Origin of the sequence: Desulfitobacterium sp. PCE1, from assembly GCF_000384015.1 — a bacterium.
GTDB classification, from domain to species: Bacteria; Bacillota; Desulfitobacteriia; order Desulfitobacteriales; family Desulfitobacteriaceae; genus Desulfitobacterium; species Desulfitobacterium dehalogenans.
In genome coordinates, this window is record NZ_KB913023.1 from 1353272 (window position 1) to 1371168 (window position 17897).

The following is a 17897-nucleotide window of genomic DNA, read 5'->3' on the forward strand; positions in this document are numbered from 1 at the left end:
ACAGATATGAGTGAAAAAAAGCATTTACCTGTCACCCGAGCAGAGGCTTTGGAGCTGTTATTCGGTGCCTGGAATCGCGGTCCGCTCCAATGATTTTAGCAACGGCCTGCCGGATACTTCAGGCTGGGTGAAAGGTGTTGACTATGTTCAGGCGGATACCGGGGATGATTTTCCTGATGAGTACGATACGGTCATCCCGGTGGAGGAGATTTACTATGACAGCGAGGGCCGACTGGCATTGGCTAAGGGTCTTACCTTTAAAAAAGGGGATTGTGTAGGAGCGGCAGGGACAGCGATTCCTCAGGGGGACCTGATTGTGGAAGCTCATGTCAGGCTGACCCCTTTGCATCTGACTATGCTGGCTCTGGGCGGAATTTATCATCTGGAAGTTATCAGAAAGCCTCAAGTCATTTATATACCCACCGGGAGTGAGCTGATCCATGCAGGAATCAAACCGGAGCGCGGTCAAACCATCGAGAGCAACAGTCTGATGGTAAGTGCCTTGCTGCGGCAATGGGGAGCGGAGGTGACCTGTTATCCGATCATCAAGGATAAACCTGAGGAATTGGCGGAAGCCCTGGATAAGGCATTGAACGTTGCGGATTTGGTTTTGATCAATGGCGGATCCTCCAAAGGCGCTGAGGACTTCAATACCGCTCTCCTTGAGAAAAAGGCCGATCTTTTCCGGCACGGTATCAGGGCTATTCCCGGCAGGCCGGTGGGTATTGCTATGATCGGTGGGAAACCGGTGATCAATATGCCCGGACCTACTTTTGCCACCTTTCTGGCCATGGACTGGTGTGTATCCGGTCTGATCCATCATAATTATGGGCTGACGGCCCCCGGCGGCCGAAGCTTAAAGTCCGTTTAACTGAGCCCCTTCATAAGCGGCCGGATTATGAATTTTATTTCAGGTTGATTTTGGATAGGAAAGAAGGGGGCTATGAAGCAACTCCCATGGGCTGGGACCGAAACCTACCCGATTCTCTGCTGCAAATGGACGCTCTTTTGATCGCACCCATCGGTATTTACGAATATCAAGCCGGGGAAGAGGTTGAAGTGGAGCTGATTTGCGGGTCTGAGCATCTTTGAACGAGACTTCATTCAGTGATAGAGGAGAATCAATCTTGAAGCACACAAACAGTGAGTATTTCGCAGTGAAAATCATGGTGCTGCTCGCTTTGACGGTGGTACTGTTTTTCGCCTCCTTTCTGGTCGGGCGGTATCCGATTCCCCCCCAGACGGTTCTGGATATTATCCTCTCCAAATTCCTGCCGATCCCCCAGTATTGGGATAGCACCCTGGAAACCGTCGTCCTCCAGGTGCGCTTGCCCAGGATTGCCCTCGGTATTCTGGTGGGAGGGGCCCTGTCCGTTTCCGGTGCTTCTTACCAGACCCTATTTAAAAATCCCATGGTCTCTCCGGACCTTTTGGGAGTGTCGGCAGGGGCAGGTTTCGGGGCGGCCTTGGCCATGATCAACGATGGATCATGGTGGCAGATTCAGACCCCGGCATTTACCTTTGGGATGATTGCCGTGGTGGCCGCTTATGTGATCGCTTATGTCTTTGGGAAGCAGACGATTACGATCCTGATCCTGGGCGGGATTGTTGTCTCCAGTCTGTTCCAGTCCCTGCTTTCGATTGTCAAGACCTTAGCCGATACGGAGAACCAATTGCCGGCCATTACGTTCTGGCTGATGGGGGGACTGGGCAAGGGGGCTAATCAGGATGTTCTGCTCATGTTGCCGGCTATGCTGCTCTCCATGGCCCTCATCTTCCTGTTCCGCCATCAGATCAATGCTCTGGCTGCCGGAGAAGATGAGGCGGCCACCATGGGGGTCAATGTGCCCCTGGTCAAATTGATTGTGGTCTGCAGCTCCACCCTGATGACCGTTTGTTCGGTCAGCATCTGCGGGATTATCGGCTGGATCGGCATGGTTGTACCTCATATTGCCCGGATGCTTACCGGTGCCAACTACTCCAAATTGGTTGCCGCTTCCTTTTTTATCGGGGGAATCTTCCTGCTGATCATCGATAATATTATCCGCGGTGTGGAGGGAGTCGAACTTCCCCTTGGCGTACTGACCGCTATGGTGGGGACTCCCGTCTTTGTCCTGCTCCTGTCCAGAGTGAAAAAGGGGTGGTCCTGATGCTGAGTGTCAAAGAACTAAGCTTTTATTACCAGCCCGAGCGAATCATCCTTAAAGATATTTCCTTTGAGCTGAACAGTCATGACATCCTCTGTCTGCTGGGGCCTAACGGAACCGGGAAAACAACGCTGCTCAGGTGCATCCTTTCTCTCCATAAAATGAAAAGGGGCAGGATTACCCTGAACGGACTGGATTTAAATAAAATTCCCCCTAAAAAGCGGGCGGAGCTGATGGCTTATGTTCCCCAGGCTACCACTGTAGCTTTTCCATATGAAGCGGCAGAGATCGTGCAGATGGGAAGGGTGGCGAATCTGGCCCTGGGGGCCCGGCCCTCAAGCCGGGACCGAAAACTGGCTGAAGAAGCCATGGAGAAGATGGGAATTCAGCAATTCCATATCAGCGGCGGAACCGATCTGGATGAAGGCTATGATGAACAGCTGTTGGAGCTTGTGCGCAAGATTAAAGCACGTTCGGGATTAAAGCTGGAAATCAATCTGGGGCCGTCTTTTCGGAAAGAGACCATCCTGGAATTAAAGAAACTGGGGATAGACAGCATTACCAGCTCTCTGGAATGCAATGCCCCGGAGGTTTTTGCCGCAGCCAAACCCGGAGATAGTTTGGAACGGCGGCGTGAACTACTGCAATGTTGTGAGGAAGTGGATATACCAAGCCGCTCCATGATGCTCCTTGGACTTGGAGAAACCGACGAGGACAGAATTGAGCATTTGTTCTTCATGAAACAGTTTGAAAAGCTTTATCAGCTGCGTTTGTCCCGTTTTATGCCCTTTCCGGGAACTCCCTATAAGGACAGACCCCGCTGTTCACCCTGGGATAGTGCCCTGATAACAGCTATGGCCCGTCTGGTACTGCCGAATGTGGAGATCTGCCTGGCTGCGGGCAACAGTACAGATGATATCCCTCTTTGGTATCTGGCAGGGGGCGGCAATCAACTGCTCGGAGTATCCCTTACAAGAAAGGAGCCTCCTGCGGCTCCGGATATAGATGTCTATAAGATTGAGGAAGGGGCCTATGTGGTCGATAAGCGCAAACAGGTAATCAGAGTGCTGGAAGGAATGAATCTGGAGGTTACTTGTGAAATGCCGGATTATCAGCGGGTTGAATCATGTCATACACAATTTTGACAAAGCGTTTTTTACCGATTTTTAAAACATCGCCGTCGGCTAGAACTCTATCCAAATCCTCAATCTTCTCCTGATTAAGCTGTACTCCCCCTTGCTGAACCAAGCGTCTGAATTCTCCGTTGCTGGTGGCAAAACCCTTTTGTACAAGCAGGGGGATAAGCTCAATCAGCCGGCTTTGGGTCTTCACTCCAAGCTCAGGGAGCTGATCGGGAATAGCCTTTTTGCTGAAGGCAGCATCATAGAACGTCTTGGCCTGGATAACCTCCTGCTCAGTATGGTACAGCCGGGTAATGATCTCCGCCAAAACATATTTGACATCGCGAGGATTTTTGCCCTGAGCCAGCTCCCTTCGGAAAGCTTCGATGCGGTCCGGGTGTTCATCCGTTGCCAGCTCAAAGTATTTCAGAATGAGTTCATCGGGAACTTCCATGACTTTTTTGAACATCACTAGGGCGGGCTCATAGACCCCGATATAGTTCCCGAGGCTCTTGCTCATTTTCTCCACGCCGTCCAATCCTTCCAGAAGGGGCATAAACATGGCGATCTGTTGAGGCTGTCCCATGGCTTTCTGCAGAGTTCTGCCCATCAGGATGTTAAAGGTCTGGTCCGTGCCCCCCAGCTCCATATCTGCTTTCAGAGCCACCGAATCGTAGGCCTGCATTAAAGGATAGAAGAATTCATGGATGCCGATAGGGACATTGTTGCTGAACCGCTTTTGGAAATCATCCCGTTCCATCATTCTGGCCACTGTGGTTGTGGCAGCAAGCTTAAGAACATCCTCGAAATTCAGTTGACTAAGCCACTCGCTATTATAGCGGACTGTGGTTTTCTTCTTGTCCAGTACTTTGAAAATCTGCTCGAAATAGGTCTTGGCATTTTCCTTTACCTGTTCATCGGATAGGGCATTGCGGCCTTTCGCTTTGCCGGATGGGTCGCCGATCTTTCCGGTAAAATCACCGATAATGATCACGGCTTCGTGACCAAGGTCCTGCATCTGTTTGATTTTGCGCAGTACCACGGCATGACCTAGGTGAATATCCGGTGCGCTTGGGTCGAGCCCCAGTTTGATGATTAAGGGACGGTTGTTTTTGAGGGACTCCGCCAGTTTGTTTTTCAGCTCTTCCTCATTGACCAGCATACTGACCCCTTTGGTGATGATCCGAAATTGTTCTTCTACAGTTTTCATTGGCTGACTCTCCTTGAAGATTAAAATATTATTTAATACAAGCAAGGTCTATAAGATTGGGAAATAAAAAAACTCCCGCCCTTCATTTCCAGAAGGACGAGAGTGTGCTCCCGTGTTACCACCTTACATTTACGAACAACTCGCATTGTCCGCCTTTTCGAGTACGCCATAAATATGGGTGATACTCTAGCACTATAACGTGTGCAGGAAACCGTCACAGCCTACTAAAAACGTTCGGTGTGAAGCTCAAAGAGGTATTCATAACCAGCCTGCCAAGCGCCTCTCATCATCCGGCAACTTTCTGTTTGCGGTACGGGTTACTACTTGTTCTTATCACAGCTTTTGCTCTTATACTCCGAAATGCAGGAAGTCCTGCAAGTCTTCGTTATGCAGATATTAAATTAGGATATATTGTAGTAAAGCAAGGGAAAATTGTCAAGGGTTAATCAGTAATAATTCTGATTTGTGCAAACAGCTGGGCAAGGAGATAAAAGTGGACAAAAAATTTATGTAATAAAAAACAGCTCTGTTCTAATAGAACAGGGCTGTTTCATGTAACAAGGCTCTTTTTAACAAATGTAAAACTTAAATGTTAACTTTTATATGCAACAATGATTATCTTTTACCAAAACTTTCAAATGTACGGCGAACCATTTCTCCTCCGACGGAACCATTTTGACGGGAAGTGGCCTCTGGACCTAAGTTAACATTGAATTGAGATGCTACCGTGTTTTTGTCTACTGGTAAATTGTACTTTGCCATGATTGATTACCTCCCAAGATGTTTTGTAGTTTAGATTTTTGAGGCTTGAACCAGTAATTCTAATTTGCCCGATTTCAGGACAAATAATCAGGAAATTTATGGAGTGCAAATAGGAATAACATTGAAAAACGGAGAGGGAAGGCCTTACATTAGAGGATAAAAAGCATAAAATAAAATGGGGATCATTAAGGAAAATCCTTATTAAAATATGGCTGAAAGGATTTTGAGAATGGAGAATCTTATTCGTTTGCTTGAAGTTCATGGACCTCTAACAGGCAAAGAAATCCATGAAAAAACCGCGATAACTATTTTTGATCTCTGGGAGGAGTGTAATCAGTGTGCCGATATTATTTTAAGCACGATTGGAACAAGGTATCTAAGGCTGGATAAACATGTGGAAGGTTTTGCCCGGCTTTCCCCCTCCATAATCAGAGAATTTTATAACTATACGGTTGTCAGTTTGAAGGAACAGTCTGAGGAAGCTCATGCAAAGGCGGACCATATCCATCAATCCATCAAGAAGATCAGTAAAAATAAATTTGAAGTTGCGAAGGATATCATGGAAAAAATCATAGCATCCCAACAGGACTCTCAAAGTATTCAGGAAAAAACATGTTTTATTATTTCGGGGGATGTGGCCTATGATATGGCCCATCTTGAACCAAGACCTGAATTTTCTACAGGGAAAATGGTCAAGGGGTCAGATCTCGATATTGTAATTATTTATAAAGATTTGTCTGAAGAAATTATTAAAGATCTTGATTCTACCATCTATGAGTGGAAGTTTTATTTACTTAAACATCCCAGTTATAAAGAAGAAATAGATTATGTTATCAAAGATCTTTCCGTAGTTGAGAGACAATTGGCATTTGAAGGATTTGAATCCATGATCGCGGCAAAGGTTCTGGAGGAAGGGAAATTTTTATGTGGGAACCATGCACTGTTTGCTGAGGTCAAAAATAGGGTTGCCGATCGCGGGATACCTGAGAAATTAGCCGTTTTGAAGGAGAGGGCTTGTATAGACAGAGAAAATGCCAGGAAGCGGCTCCTGGCATACAGAGATTCAATCAACGATAAAGAAATGAAGCAACTTTTTTATACAACCGATGAGAGAGAAGAGTTCTTTTAAAAATTAAGGCTTTACAGTCCATATTGACGCTTAATGCTTTCTACATGGCGGTAATGATCAGTGTGCAATAATTTCGAAGCCGCCCCTTCATCAAGCACGACGGAGATCTCGCCGCCGTGCAGTTGTATAGCCGATGCGGTGATCTGGGATGTAATGGGACCTTCCAGACATTTGGCAACCATATCAGCTTTTCTGGCGCCATTGACGATCATTAAAATATTCCTTGCTTCCAATATGGTTCCGATGCCCATGGTAATGGCAAAATGAGGCATCTCACTGCGTTCGATATTGGCTTTTTTGTAGAACGCTTCATAGTTATCATCCAGAGTCTGTTGTGTTAATACCACGACCCTCGTTCTGGAACCAAGGGATGACCCAGGTTCATTAAAGCCCCAATGCCCGTCACCACCAAGTCCCAAAAGCTGCAGGTCAATACCGCCGGCCTTTTTAATTTCTTCTTCATACCATATACAAAACTTTTTCGGGTCTTTGGTTCGGCCATCGGGTATGTGTATATTTTCCTTTTTAATATTAATATTCTTCAATAGTTCCTCGTGCATGAATCGGGCATAGCTTTGATCCATAGGGTAGGCCTTTTCCAGATCAATTCCTGCCCCAAGGTACTCATCGAGATTAAAGGTTTTGACTTGAGAAAAATCAAGACCCTCTTCCCTGTGCATTCTGACCAGCTCCTGATAGGTGCCGATGGGGGTACTTCCTGTTGCCAGTCCAAGCACACAATCCGGCTTGGATCGAACATAACCCGCAATGATTTCTGCGGCATATTTGCTCATTAGTTTATAATTTTCCCTGATAATAATATCCATGTTTTTCTCCCAGCTCATTCTTAATATAGGATTGATGGTAAATATCTATTTATTTATTCTACTAAAAGTCTATGTAAAGATAAATAGGTCTAGATATTAAATTAGTTTTGAGAAGGCAAAACTCTTAGGAAATAATAGGCAAACAACGATTTTTAGAAATACTCTTTTTAAAACTAATAAAAAATTAATAGTTTCTTTATAAGTTTATTAGGAATTACTTGCTATAATGGACATATTGATACCTTGGTAAATTATAGAAAGGTAAGATATCAGGAGGAGAGTATGCAACCAGATACCAGTATTCCAAACAATGTTCATTCAGATCCCAGTGCCCAAAGGTTTAGTGGCAAAAAAGGTTCATTTTTTCGGAGGCACCGCAAGAAATTAATAGCAGCCCTTATCTTACTTGGCGGGCTAGTGATTGCCTCGCAGTTCTTGAGTCGGCAAGGCGGCTTGATTCCTGTTAATACTGCCGAGGCTGTTCAAAAAAGCTTCGAGCAGAATGTTTTTGCCAACGGCAAACTGGAAGTCAAAGATCTGGCTGAATTTAAGGCCGAAAGCAAAACTAAGGTTCAAGAAGTCCTGGTCAAGCATGGGGACAAAGTAAGCAAAAGTCAGGCTGTTTTAGTGATGGATACCAGCACTCTGAGTGTGGAAGCATCTCAAAAAGGGCTGGAATGCAAGGAGCTCAAGGCTAAAATAATCAATAGTGAATCGAATATCAGACTGCTTCAACAAGCCTATGATTTGGCGCAAAAGGATTATGACAATACGAAAATTCTTATGGAAAGCGGAGCGGCCAGCCTTAAGGAATTAGAGGAGGCTGAGCAAAAGGTGACTGAGGCCGAAGAGAAATTAGTAGTAGAACAAGAGGCTAATCTACCCCTGCTCAAAGCCCAGCTGGAGCAAGCCGAAGTGCTCTATCGGAAAGCCCAGGAGAAATTGCAGAAAGCTACTATACTTAGCCCTTATGATGGAACTGTCTTGAATTTAGCGGTCAAGGAGGGCCAGGAAGTTGAATCTGGAACCCTACTGACTCAAATCGGTAATCCAGCTGATCTTCTCATCGAAACAGGTATTAATGAGGTGGATGCCGCCCAACTTACAATAGGGGATAGGGTGGAAATAACCAATAGCGGCCTGCTGAGTGAGCCCTTGATCGGCAGTGTTGAAACCATTGCGCCTACGGCTGAGGTGGTGTCAACGGCTCAAGGTGAACAAACTCAAGTGAAAATCAAAATAAGTGTCCCTGCTACTGAAGGGGAAAGTCCATTAAAACCTGGCTTTAATGTTAATCTTAAATTTATACTGCATCAAAAAGAGCAAGCTTTGCTGGTTCCTTTAGAAGCGGTGGTTGAAGACGATGGACGAGAACTAGTCTATGTCGTCGGACAGGATGGAATAGTTACAGAAAGAGAAGTGCAGACAGGCTTAAGCAATGAACTGTTCATGGAGATTGTCTCCGGTCTCGAAGTGGGAGAAAAGGTCATCCTGAACCCCGATGAGAAAATCAAGGACGGAGTGCAGGTGATCGTTAATGCTCAAAGCAACTAACTTAGTTAAAGTTTACCATACAGAGAAAATTGCCGTTACGGCCTTGAAAGGGGTTACCTTCCATATATCTGCCGGTAGTTTTGTAGCAATTATGGGCCCTTCGGGTTCAGGAAAATCTACATTAATGAATATCTTAGGCTGCCTGGACACGCCCACCGAAGGGCAATATATTCTGGATGGCCTTGATGTTTCCCATATGGAGGAGAATGACTTGGCCGGGGTCCGCAATCTTAAGATTGGGTTTGTCTTTCAGACGTTTAATCTTTTACCGAGAATATCCTGCTTGCGCAATGTTGAGCTGCCGATGATTTATGCCGGAATTGGGGAAAAGGAAAGAAAAGACAAGGCTTTCGAGGCGCTGACAAAAGTCGGTCTGGCCAAATGGGCTGCTCATCGCCCCACAGAAATATCCGGAGGACAGAGACAACGGGTAGCCATTGCCCGGGCTTTGGTGAACAATCCGGCCATTATTATGGCGGATGAACCCACCGGCAATCTCGACACCCGTTCGGGAGAAGAAGTGATGGCTATTTTTCAGGAGCTCAATCAGCAGGGAGTGACCATTGTCCTGGTCACCCACGAACCTGAAATCGCCCAGCATACCCAGAGAATTCTTAAATTCCGGGATGGCCTGCTCATGGAAGATGAATCGGTGGAAGAACCGGTTCAGGCCAGGGATATTCTGGCCGGGCTCCCTGCTATGGAGGAGGGGCCGGTATGAATTTTAAAGAATGCATCCAGGTAGCTTTCGAAGGGATCAGAGCCAATAAAATGCGCTCAGCCTTGACTATGCTGGGTATTATTATCGGGGTGGCGGCTGTCATTACGGTCGTGGCCATTGGGCAGGTGGGTCAGGCAGCTATTATGTCTTCTCTGGAAAAGATCGGCACCAATTTGTTTACTGTTTATCCCCGCAGCGATGAACAATCCCCTCTTACCCAAAGCGATATGATAACGGTTCAGGATTTAGAAGTAATCAAGAATGTAGCGACCGATATTCAATATGTTTCCCCGGCGGATTCCTGGTCTTTTGCCGCCCAGTATGAAAGAAAAAGCAAACGGGTCTATACTTATGGGGTTTGGCCTGAGTATAAGCATATTAGAAATATTAAGCTGGATAAAGGCCGGTTTCTCTCCGAAGAGGATGAAAAAGGTGGGAGAAGGGTAGTCGTCATTGACAGCAAACTGGCCGAAGACCTTTTTGGCAGGGGAGAAGCTCTGAAAAAACAAATCAATATCTTTGGTACCTCCTATACGGTCATCGGAATAACTCAGCGGGATGAAAGCTTCTTGATGGGAGGACCCAATCAGCCTTCTTCTGTGTATATCCCTTATTCCGCTTTGCAAAACATGGTTAATATCGATTATGTTCCTTATATAGAAGCCAGTGCCGTGAGTAAAGATAAAACTGAAAGTGCTATGAACCAGGCTAAAAAGATCCTGAACAGCCGTCACCATACGGAGAATAGCTATCAAGCTTACAGTCTGCAGCAAGATGTGGAACAGATTGATACCATCATGACCATTTTGCAGCTGGTGATTGGTTCCATCGCTGCCATCTCCCTTTTGGTAGGAGGGATCGGGGTAATGAATATCATGCTGGTCTCAGTGACTGAGCGGACAAGAGAAATCGGCATTCGCAAGGCTTTAGGGGCCAAATATAAGGATATTATGATCCAATTTCTCATTGAAGCAGTCGTCATTTGTTCTATAGGCGGGGCGGTCGGTGCTTTGCTCGGTATCGGCGGCGGTGTCCTTGCCGCTGGGCTGGCTAAGATTCCACCGGCAATATCCCCCATGACCATTGTCATTGCTTTTGCCTTTTCCACTACGATTGGGCTCTTTTTCGGTCTTTACCCGGCGCGCAAAGCGGCTAAGATGAGTCCTGTTGAAGCTTTGCGTTATGAGTGATGTGGATGCCTCAGAAGAGTGGGCAAAAAACCTAAAGATTTTTTTCAGCCCCGTCGATATATAAAGTAAGTACGGTATTAATAGGAAAGTACAGAAAGATTTGGAGGGTGCCTTATGGAAGTGAACCGACTATCATCGGCAGGGGCTTATTATAATAATGCAGACTATTCCTCAAGGTCAGAGAAAAGCCCTACTCAACCCGGCCAAGAAGCAGGTAAGCTCCCTGTGGATTCCGCGGCTGCTGTATATGAACCTGGCAATTCGGGGACAGATAATACTCTTGGGAAGACCTATTCCCAAGATACGGAGACCATCGCCCGGCTAAAAGCTGAAGTGGATCGGCGTACTGAGAATTTAAGAAGTCTTGTGGAGCAGCTCCTCTTAAAGCAAGGTTATAAATTTAACGATGCGACAGATATTTACCAACTTCTGCGTGAAGGGAAAGTAGAGGTAGATCCTGAAACGGCGGCCAAAGCCCGGGAAGAGATTTCTGAGGATGGATATTGGGGAGTAAAACAGACCTCAGAGAGGGTGTTTTCCTTTGCTATAGCCTTAACAGGTGGAGATCCCAGCAAGGCCCAAGCGATGAAGGATGCTGTAATCGAAGGCTACGAACAGGCGAAGAAGATTTGGGGAGGAGAACTCCCTGAGATTTGTCAAAAGACTTATGAAGAGACTCTCAAGAAATTTGATGAGTGGATAGAGAATAATGTAAAGTAAATATCGAGATCCTCTGCTGAAATTAAACCGGCAGAGGATTTTTGTTGTTTGTGTGAAAAATAGTGTTGTGGTACACTTTTGGGAGGGACATTCTATCGATGTTAACGACATGCAATGTTAAAGAATCACAGAAAGGTGAACACTGATGACGAATCGTTTTTTAGTTCAAAATCTATTTGGGATCGAAGGACTGGACATTGCTTGGTATGGAGCAATTATCGCCTTTGGTATCATCATTGGAGTATGGTTAGCCGGTCGGGAAGCAGAGCGGCAGGGAATAAAAGGGGAGATGATTTTTGACTTTTTGATTATTGTTTTGCCCTTGGCCATCATTGGTGCCAGGGCCTATTATGTCATTTTTGAATGGGCGAACTATGTGGATAATCCTATGCGAATCTTTGCTATTCGCGAAGGTGGGCTGGCAATTTACGGTGGGGTTATAGGCGGTTTTATCGGTGCTCTGATCTTTGCGAAAATAAACCGCTTTCCGTTACTCAGGTTGACTGATATTGTAGTGCCCAGTTTAATCTTAGGACAAGCCATTGGGCGCTGGGGTAATTTTGTTAACCAAGAGGCTTTTGGTAACCTTGTCACAAATCCTAACCTGCAGTTTTTTCCCTATGCTGTGTTTATTGAAAGGTTAGGAGAATGGCATCAAGCCACTTTTTTCTACGAGAGCATGTGGAATCTATGTATTTTTGCCGTCCTCATCTATTTTCGAAAGAGAACAAAATTCACAGGGCAGCTTTTAGCCACCTATTTCATGGGGTATGGGTTGGGGAGATTTTGGATAGAAGGACTGCGCACAGATAGTCTCTACCTGATTCCGGGATTGCGGGTATCTCAAGCCTTTTCTTTGATCCTCATTATTATAGGCATCCTTATGTTTGTGTTTCGGAAAAAGTTGTTTAAAGAACATTTGGAATATGAGGGGAAATATCGGATGGATAGAAGCCCTAAGTGATATTAAATCTTGTTGATAATATCTTCGACATTCTTTATAATCATCTTTGTGAATTTATTTAATGGGAGGTCTTAACATGGGAAAAGCCTTGATTATTGGGGCCGGTGGTGTGGCCAATGTGGTCGCACATAAATGCTGTCAAGTTCCTGAAGTGTTTGAGGAAATTTGCATTGCGAGCCGGACGCTGAAAAAATGCGAGGATATAAGAGATAGATTAACCGGCAGCCGGACTAAAGTCAGGGTCGCTCAGGTTGATGCCGATCAAACGGTAGAAGTCATCCGGCTCATTAAGGAGTTTCAACCGGAGCTGGTGATCAATGTAGCCCTTCCTTATCAGGACCTGACCATTATGGATGCCTGCCTGGCCACCGGCGTTCATTATGTGGACACGGCCAACTATGAACCCCCCGATGTCCCGAAGTTCGAATACAAATGGCAGTGGGCCTACAGGGAAAGATTTGAACAAGCCGGGTTAACGGCTTTATTGGGAAGTGGGTTCGATCCCGGGGTAACGGGTGTTTTCTGTGCCTATGCCCAAAAGCACTATTTTGATGAGATTCATACCATCGATATTGTCGATGCCAATGGCGGAGATCATGGCTATCCTTTTGCCACCAATTTTAACCCGGAGATCAATATTCGGGAAATCACCGCCAAGGGTCGTTACTATAAAGAGGGAGAGTGGATTGAAACCGATCCCCTTTCCGTGAAGAAGGTCTATGATCTTGAGGAGATTGGGCCCAAGAACATCTACCTGCTCTATCACGAAGAGCTGGAATCTTTAGCTCAAAATATTAAGGGAATCAAACAGATCCGCTTCTGGATGACCTTCTCCGATAATTATCTGAACCATTTAAAGGTCCTGGAAAATGTGGGCATGACTTCTATCGAGCCTATCGAGTTTGAGGGTCAGCAAATCATTCCCCTCCAATTCCTCAAGGCTGTCCTGCCTGATCCGGCATCCCTGGGACCGAGAACCAAGGGCAAAACCAATATCGGCTGCATTATCCAAGGAGTTAAAGATGGTCAGCCCCGAACCTATTATGTCTACAATATTTGCGATCATCAGGAATGCTATGCTGAAGTGGGCTCTCAGGCTATTTCTTATACCACCGGGGTACCGGCCATGATTGGCGCTAAGTTGATTATGGAAGGAAAATGGAAAAAACCTGGCGTCTATAATATTGAAGAGTTTGATCCCGATCCCTTTATGGAAGACCTGAATAAGTACGGATTGCCTTGGAAAGAGGATTTTGCCCCCACATTATTGGATGAGGAATAAAGTCATGAATATAAAAGAACTGCCCACACCCAGTTATGTTGTGGATGAAAAGCTGCTGAGGAGAAATCTGGAGATTTTACAATCCGTTCAAGACCGGACAGGGTGCAATATTCTGTTGGCCTTGAAAGGATTCTCCATGCATGCCGTGTTTCCTTTGGTAGGACAATATCTAAAGGGCATCGCTGCCAGCTCCTTGTTTGAGGCGCGACTTGGCTTTGAAGAGATGGGCAAGGAAGTTCATGTCTACTCACCGGCCTATATCGAAGAGGAGTTTGACGAGCTTCTGGGGTATTGTGATCATATGGTGTTTAACTCCTTTGATCAGTGGCGCAAATTCAGGGATAAGGTAAAAAAACATCCCAGAAAAATTGAATGCGGAATTCGGGTTAATCCGGAGTACTCGGAGATTGCCACGGACATCTATAACCCCTGCTATCGGAATTCCAGGCTGGGAGTGACTCTGGCCAATTTTAAGCCCGAAGAGCTTGAGGGAATAGATGGATTGCATTTCCATACTCTCTGCGAGCAGAACTCGGACACTCTTGAACGCACGATCAAAGTGGTGGAAGAAAAGTTCGGTGAACATCTCAAGAGGATGAAATGGCTGAATCTGGGCGGAGGTCATCATATTACTCGTCCTGATTATGATCTTGAGACCCTTGTGCGCTGCATTCTTTATTTGAAGGAAAAGTACGGGGTGGAGATCTATCTGGAGCCTGGAGAGGCCATTGCCTTAAATACGGGGTTCTTAGTCTCCAAGGTTCTGGATATTGTGGATAATGGGATGAAGATTGCTATCCTCGATGCTTCCGCTGCCTGCCATATGCCTGATGTCCTGGAGATGCCCTATCGTCCGGCTATTATCAATGGGGGAGAACCGGGGGAATACCCCTATACTTATCGGTTTGGGGGCAATACTTGTCTGGCCGGAGATGTGATCGGGGACTATTCCTTTGCCGAACCCTTAAAGCCTGGGGACAAGCTCATCTTCTGCGATATGGCCCATTACACTATGGTCAAGAACAATATGTTCAATGGAGTGAACTTGCCTAATATTATGCTCTACAATGAAGAAGAAGGTTTTAAAATGATTCGCCGTTTTGGCTATGAAGATTTTAAGAATCGGTTGTCTTAGAGGAAGATGAAGGGCCTGTCGCCAGGACGTTTGAAAACGTGGGGCGGCAGGTCCTTTGCTATTAGATTTTCATGATTTTGGACGGTGTGCCGGCAGAGGATAAAAAAGATGTCCGGGTCGCGTAGCTTTACGCACAACACTCACTCAATAGCTCTATGGTTGGCCAAATCGCTTTCTTAACAGCATCAGCGGCGGATGAGTATGCTTTGGGGAGTGCCGCCTTGAGCGAAACTGTCCACCGGACACTTTCGTTGCCAAACCTCTGGGTAATACCTGATGTGAACCATGGCTCGCTACGTTAAGAAAGCTTCGTTGACCTGACCACCCCTGCGCTAAATCCGTTCGCTCTTGTGCGTAAAGCTACGCTGGCGGGTCCCTTTCAGCCCCTCTTTTGTACCCTTCTTCGGAGTAGCCGGCTCTGCCGCTCAAGCGGTGCCGGTGAAGACGGAAAAAGTTGCCCAAGGATTTTGATTTCAGGCAGAGAACGGATTTAAGCGAGCGGATAAGCAATCTTCGCGAAAAGACAGCAGCGGAGTCGGGTTGGAAACAGGACGTTTCCAACCGCCCATTGAGCAGGAGCGATTTGGGCGGGAACCCGACGCAGCGGAGGTCTTGAGCGATTAGATTGCTCCGCGTAGCTTATAGAGTGAACGCCGAAAGCAAAATCCTGGAGACCTGCTTTCCGGCCTTTTTAAATTGGGAGGGTGAATTAGAAAGGAGAGACGCTAAGGTGAGTCGAATTAAAGAGGGGAAGAGTTTACAGGTGTAACAACGGAGGTAAATAATGAAAAGAAACATAATCCCTATTATAATTTCGCTGCTCATCCTTTTGCAGGTGGTGACCCTGGCTCGGATAGGAAATTTACAGGACGAACTTCAAAATACCCGGGATCAATTTATGAATATGACATCTCTCCAGTCGAACCAGATTGATAGTATTTACTCGAATATTGATTCGATGCTGAAGCGTCAATCAAGTATCATCGATAGCTATGATTATTCATTGGGTACGTTTAATCGGGAGAGTCTCACTGTTCCCGTAACATTTAACATCACACCTAAGGAGACGAAGGCGGATACCCTTGCCACATTATATGTATCAGGTCAAAGCACTGGGATGACTCGAAGCGGGACCAGTTTTTCTGCAACTCTTCCGGTAAATATTTTTGATGTGATTGAAGCTAAGGTTGTTATAGCAGATGACGGCACTGAGCGAACTGAAAAACTGGAAACGTGGGAGAATCTGCGTACAAGGGTACTGCCGGATATCTATGCAAGATTGGAACGTGAAAGCGGAACGATCTATAGAAAGACACCTGGTGAACTATCTGGTGAGTATCGCTGCAAAGGGAATTTGAGTTTGGAGGTAAAGCCGGTACAGAATAATACGATAGAGAACGCACGCTTTGTTATGGATGTGGATGGTAATATTGTGTCAGAAAAGTCTTTGAATACTAGCGGTCTGTGGGCTGAGATTAACGAAAGCACTACCCTTTCCGCAGGTCAAACCTTAACCACGTCGGTGTTGGCAACGGATAGCCTTGGCTTGATTCATAAGGTAATCTTAGATAAATTCACATTGGATGAAAATGCTGAACCTGTTCGTGGAAATGAATGGATATGGATGGGCGAGGTCGTTATCATGGACGGTGAGGGAAAGATTCTCTATGCACCTCAGTATGATAAAGTGAACTAAGCTTTAAAAATTGAAATTAAGCAATTCTTCATGGGAAAATGTCACCTTGTCCTCGTGACATGCATAGATTATATCAGGTCCGGTTTTTCTGCTTTAATCCTGAAACGTATTAATGTTCCTTCTTTTCCATTTAAAGCGGCTAGGTAAAACATTAACTAGCCGCTTATGACAACAAAAAGGCCAGGGCAATTCGCCTGGCCTTTCTTTTTTTATGGCGGTGATGCAGCTGTCCAGATTATATGATCCTATAGACAAGGCGGCTAAGGTTAACTGGGCGAACTGTCGCAGACGGACAGGGAAGAGATGCGGGAATGAGGCGGAGTTGCTTCTTGAGGAGCAAAAGAGGTACGGGCTGATGGATAGGATGATGAGTGGGAATAGGGGGATATAAAAAAGCATTTCTTTGGTGTCAATCTCAGAGGCATTACCCATAATCCCGCTAAATATTCCCACAATATTCCCTCCCATACTGTAATATTTAAGAATTCGAGAGGGAAAGTGTATGTCCTTCTTTTGCCCGTCAATGGTGGGTTACTACTTTTTCAGTTGTATGGTATACGCGCAATACACAAAAATTAGGACTCAAGCCCTGATATACCAGCAAGTAAAATTAATCATTTTTTAAGACTTTATTTAGGAGTTCTTTAAATCTATATGTCATAATGAGCATGTTATTTAATTTTAAATTCATGGAGGAAGAACTCATTATGCAAACATATTATCTATATATCGTTTTGACTCGAACCAATACAGTCCTATCAAAGCTTATCCACATGTTTAAACAAGACGAATATACCCATGCGGCCCTATCCCTGGACAGCGATCTGAATCATATGTACAGTTTTGGAAGAAGGAATCCTTATAATCCTTTTATCGGACGGTTCAGAAGGGAAGATATCCATGAAGGGGTTTATGGCTTCTGTGAGAATTTACCCGGTGCAATTATTGAAGTCGAGGTAACTCAGCAGCAATACGATAAGGTGAAAGAGTTACTGAACCACTTTATCGTCCATAGTGATCGTTATAGATATAATTATCGGGGTCTTTTTTATAGTTTACTGGACAAGCCCCTGTCTAATGAAAATCGCTTTTTGTGTTCGGAGTTTGTGTACTTTGTCTTAAAAGAAAGCGGTATTACAGACTTAAAGATGCCGAGAAATTTGGTAAGACCGCAAAACTTGCTTCATGCTGAAGGCAGGATAATTTATCAAGGGGATCTTAAGGCCGTGAAACCGCAAACTGCCATCGATTTGTATGCACAGGAGATTAGAAGGAGAAGGCTTAAGATTAATGCATTATGATCTTATTTGTGCTATACTCTTATGATGTATGCATATACAAAAATATAGATCATAAAGGCGGGCATAAATTGATTAGTGTTAACAACGTGAGCTTAAGATATGGTGGACGGAAACTCTTTGAAGATGTAACGCTAAAAT

17 protein-coding genes and 1 other annotated feature are annotated in these 17897 nt (G+C 45.4%); of the genes, 14 read left to right on the plus strand and 3 right to left on the minus strand.

Annotated elements, in window-relative coordinates; all coding sequences use genetic code 11:
- The first annotated feature begins 10 nt into the window (after nt 1-10).
- The 4 genes from DESPCE1_RS21790 to DESPCE1_RS22060 are packed head-to-tail and all read left to right on the plus strand — an operon-like array spanning nt 11 to nt 3292.
- On the plus strand, nt 11-871 hold the full coding sequence (locus DESPCE1_RS21790; protein WP_028305479.1) for a molybdopterin-binding protein: 861 nt from the start codon (nt 11-13) through the stop codon (nt 869-871).
- A gap of 44 nt (nt 872-915) precedes the next feature.
- On the plus strand, nt 916-1092 hold the full coding sequence (locus tag DESPCE1_RS23665; RefSeq protein WP_084813856.1) for a hypothetical protein: 177 nt from the start codon (nt 916-918) through the stop codon (nt 1090-1092).
- The gene (locus tag DESPCE1_RS0106700; RefSeq protein WP_028305480.1) at nt 1089-2150 is read left to right on the plus strand and encodes an iron ABC transporter permease; all 1062 of its coding nucleotides are present in this window, start codon (nt 1089-1091) and stop codon (nt 2148-2150) included. Before DESPCE1_RS23665 ends, DESPCE1_RS0106700 begins: the two co-directional genes overlap by 4 nt.
- On the plus strand, nt 2150-3292 hold the full coding sequence (locus DESPCE1_RS22060) for an ATP-binding cassette domain-containing protein (protein ID WP_019849909.1): 1143 nt from the start codon (nt 2150-2152) through the stop codon (nt 3290-3292). The genes DESPCE1_RS0106700 and DESPCE1_RS22060 overlap by 1 nt, the downstream gene beginning before the upstream one ends.
- Here the strand turns inward: DESPCE1_RS22060 and tyrS are convergent.
- Together tyrS and DESPCE1_RS0106715 are read right to left on the minus strand one after the other, a co-directional pair.
- On the minus strand, nt 3237-4478 hold the full coding sequence (gene tyrS, locus DESPCE1_RS0106710; RefSeq protein WP_019849910.1) for a tyrosine--tRNA ligase: 1242 nt from the start codon (nt 4476-4478) through the stop codon (nt 3237-3239). The genes DESPCE1_RS22060 and tyrS overlap by 56 nt on opposite strands.
- Before the next feature lie 89 nt (nt 4479-4567).
- Nucleotides 4568-4824, minus strand: a binding site (T-box leader).
- Between the two features lie 269 nt (nt 4825-5093).
- A complete protein-coding gene (locus DESPCE1_RS0106715; RefSeq protein WP_014793345.1) occupies nt 5094-5240 on the minus strand; it encodes a small, acid-soluble spore protein, alpha/beta type in 147 nt (48 codons plus the stop codon).
- Nucleotides 5241-5469: 229 nt separating this feature from the next.
- Here DESPCE1_RS0106715 and DESPCE1_RS0106720 point away from each other — a divergent pair, with 229 nt between their 5' ends.
- Entirely contained in the window at nt 5470-6369 is a 900-nt protein-coding gene (locus DESPCE1_RS0106720; RefSeq protein WP_172637649.1) for a nucleotidyltransferase domain-containing protein, read from the plus strand.
- 11 nt (nt 6370-6380) lie between these two features.
- On the opposite strand, the gene nagB is transcribed toward DESPCE1_RS0106720, so the two are convergent.
- The gene (gene nagB / locus DESPCE1_RS0106725) at nt 6381-7196 is read right to left on the minus strand and encodes a glucosamine-6-phosphate deaminase (RefSeq protein ID WP_019849912.1); all 816 of its coding nucleotides are present in this window, start codon (nt 7194-7196) and stop codon (nt 6381-6383) included.
- 282 nt (nt 7197-7478) lie between these two features.
- Between nagB and DESPCE1_RS0106730 the strand changes: the two genes are divergently transcribed.
- The 9 genes from DESPCE1_RS0106730 to DESPCE1_RS0106780 all read left to right on the plus strand — a co-directional run bounded on the left by DESPCE1_RS0106730 (nt 7479) and on the right by DESPCE1_RS0106780 (nt 17759).
- On the plus strand, nt 7479-8750 hold the full coding sequence (locus DESPCE1_RS0106730; RefSeq protein WP_019849913.1) for an efflux RND transporter periplasmic adaptor subunit: 1272 nt from the start codon (nt 7479-7481) through the stop codon (nt 8748-8750).
- Complete coding sequence (locus DESPCE1_RS0106735) at nt 8734-9471, plus strand: ABC transporter ATP-binding protein (protein ID WP_014793349.1); 738 nt, start codon at nt 8734-8736, stop codon at nt 9469-9471. Before DESPCE1_RS0106730 ends, DESPCE1_RS0106735 begins: the two co-directional genes overlap by 17 nt.
- On the plus strand, nt 9468-10661 hold the full coding sequence (locus DESPCE1_RS0106740) for an ABC transporter permease (protein WP_019849914.1): 1194 nt from the start codon (nt 9468-9470) through the stop codon (nt 10659-10661). Before DESPCE1_RS0106735 ends, DESPCE1_RS0106740 begins: the two co-directional genes overlap by 4 nt.
- 114 nt (nt 10662-10775) lie before the next feature.
- Nucleotides 10776-11381, plus strand: coding sequence for a hypothetical protein (locus DESPCE1_RS0106745; RefSeq protein WP_014793351.1), 606 nt, complete (start codon nt 10776-10778; stop codon nt 11379-11381).
- Between the two features lie 145 nt (nt 11382-11526).
- Complete coding sequence (gene lgt, locus DESPCE1_RS0106750) at nt 11527-12345, plus strand: prolipoprotein diacylglyceryl transferase (protein ID WP_019849915.1); 819 nt, start codon at nt 11527-11529, stop codon at nt 12343-12345.
- 76 nt (nt 12346-12421) lie between these two features.
- The gene (locus DESPCE1_RS0106755; RefSeq protein WP_019849916.1) at nt 12422-13627 is read left to right on the plus strand and encodes a saccharopine dehydrogenase family protein; all 1206 of its coding nucleotides are present in this window, start codon (nt 12422-12424) and stop codon (nt 13625-13627) included.
- A gap of 4 nt (nt 13628-13631) precedes the next feature.
- On the plus strand, nt 13632-14762 hold the full coding sequence (gene nspC / locus DESPCE1_RS0106760; RefSeq protein WP_014793354.1) for a carboxynorspermidine decarboxylase: 1131 nt from the start codon (nt 13632-13634) through the stop codon (nt 14760-14762).
- Between the two features lie 784 nt (nt 14763-15546).
- On the plus strand, nt 15547-16458 hold the full coding sequence (locus DESPCE1_RS0106770) for a hypothetical protein (RefSeq protein WP_019849918.1): 912 nt from the start codon (nt 15547-15549) through the stop codon (nt 16456-16458).
- Nucleotides 16459-17165: 707 nt separating this feature from the next.
- Complete coding sequence (locus DESPCE1_RS0106780; RefSeq protein WP_014793357.1) at nt 17166-17759, plus strand: hypothetical protein; 594 nt, start codon at nt 17166-17168, stop codon at nt 17757-17759.
- Nucleotides 17760-17897 lie beyond the last annotated feature (138 nt).

Coding starts and splice junctions, on each gene's coding strand:
- nagB (WP_019849912.1), bottom strand. CDS start 7,196: ATGGATATTATTATCAGGGAAAATTATAAACTAATGAGCAAATATGCC.
- lgt (WP_019849915.1), top strand. CDS start 11,527: ATGACGAATCGTTTTTTAGTTCAAAATCTATTTGGGATCGAAGGACTG.
- DESPCE1_RS0106780 (WP_014793357.1), top strand. CDS start 17,166: ATGCAAACATATTATCTATATATCGTTTTGACTCGAACCAATACAGTC.
- DESPCE1_RS0106730 (WP_019849913.1), top strand. CDS start 7,479: ATGCAACCAGATACCAGTATTCCAAACAATGTTCATTCAGATCCCAGT.
- tyrS (WP_019849910.1), bottom strand. CDS start 4,478: ATGAAAACTGTAGAAGAACAATTTCGGATCATCACCAAAGGGGTCAGT.
- DESPCE1_RS0106735 (WP_014793349.1), top strand. CDS start 8,734: ATGCTCAAAGCAACTAACTTAGTTAAAGTTTACCATACAGAGAAAATT.
- DESPCE1_RS0106745 (WP_014793351.1), top strand. CDS start 10,776: ATGGAAGTGAACCGACTATCATCGGCAGGGGCTTATTATAATAATGCA.
- DESPCE1_RS0106770 (WP_019849918.1), top strand. CDS start 15,547: ATGAAAAGAAACATAATCCCTATTATAATTTCGCTGCTCATCCTTTTG.
- DESPCE1_RS0106715 (WP_014793345.1), bottom strand. CDS start 5,240: ATGGCAAAGTACAATTTACCAGTAGACAAAAACACGGTAGCATCTCAA.
- DESPCE1_RS0106740 (WP_019849914.1), top strand. CDS start 9,468: ATGAATTTTAAAGAATGCATCCAGGTAGCTTTCGAAGGGATCAGAGCC.
- DESPCE1_RS0106755 (WP_019849916.1), top strand. CDS start 12,422: ATGGGAAAAGCCTTGATTATTGGGGCCGGTGGTGTGGCCAATGTGGTC.
- DESPCE1_RS0106720 (WP_172637649.1), top strand. CDS start 5,470: ATGGAGAATCTTATTCGTTTGCTTGAAGTTCATGGACCTCTAACAGGC.
- DESPCE1_RS22060 (WP_019849909.1), top strand. CDS start 2,150: ATGCTGAGTGTCAAAGAACTAAGCTTTTATTACCAGCCCGAGCGAATC.
- nspC (WP_014793354.1), top strand. CDS start 13,632: ATGAATATAAAAGAACTGCCCACACCCAGTTATGTTGTGGATGAAAAG.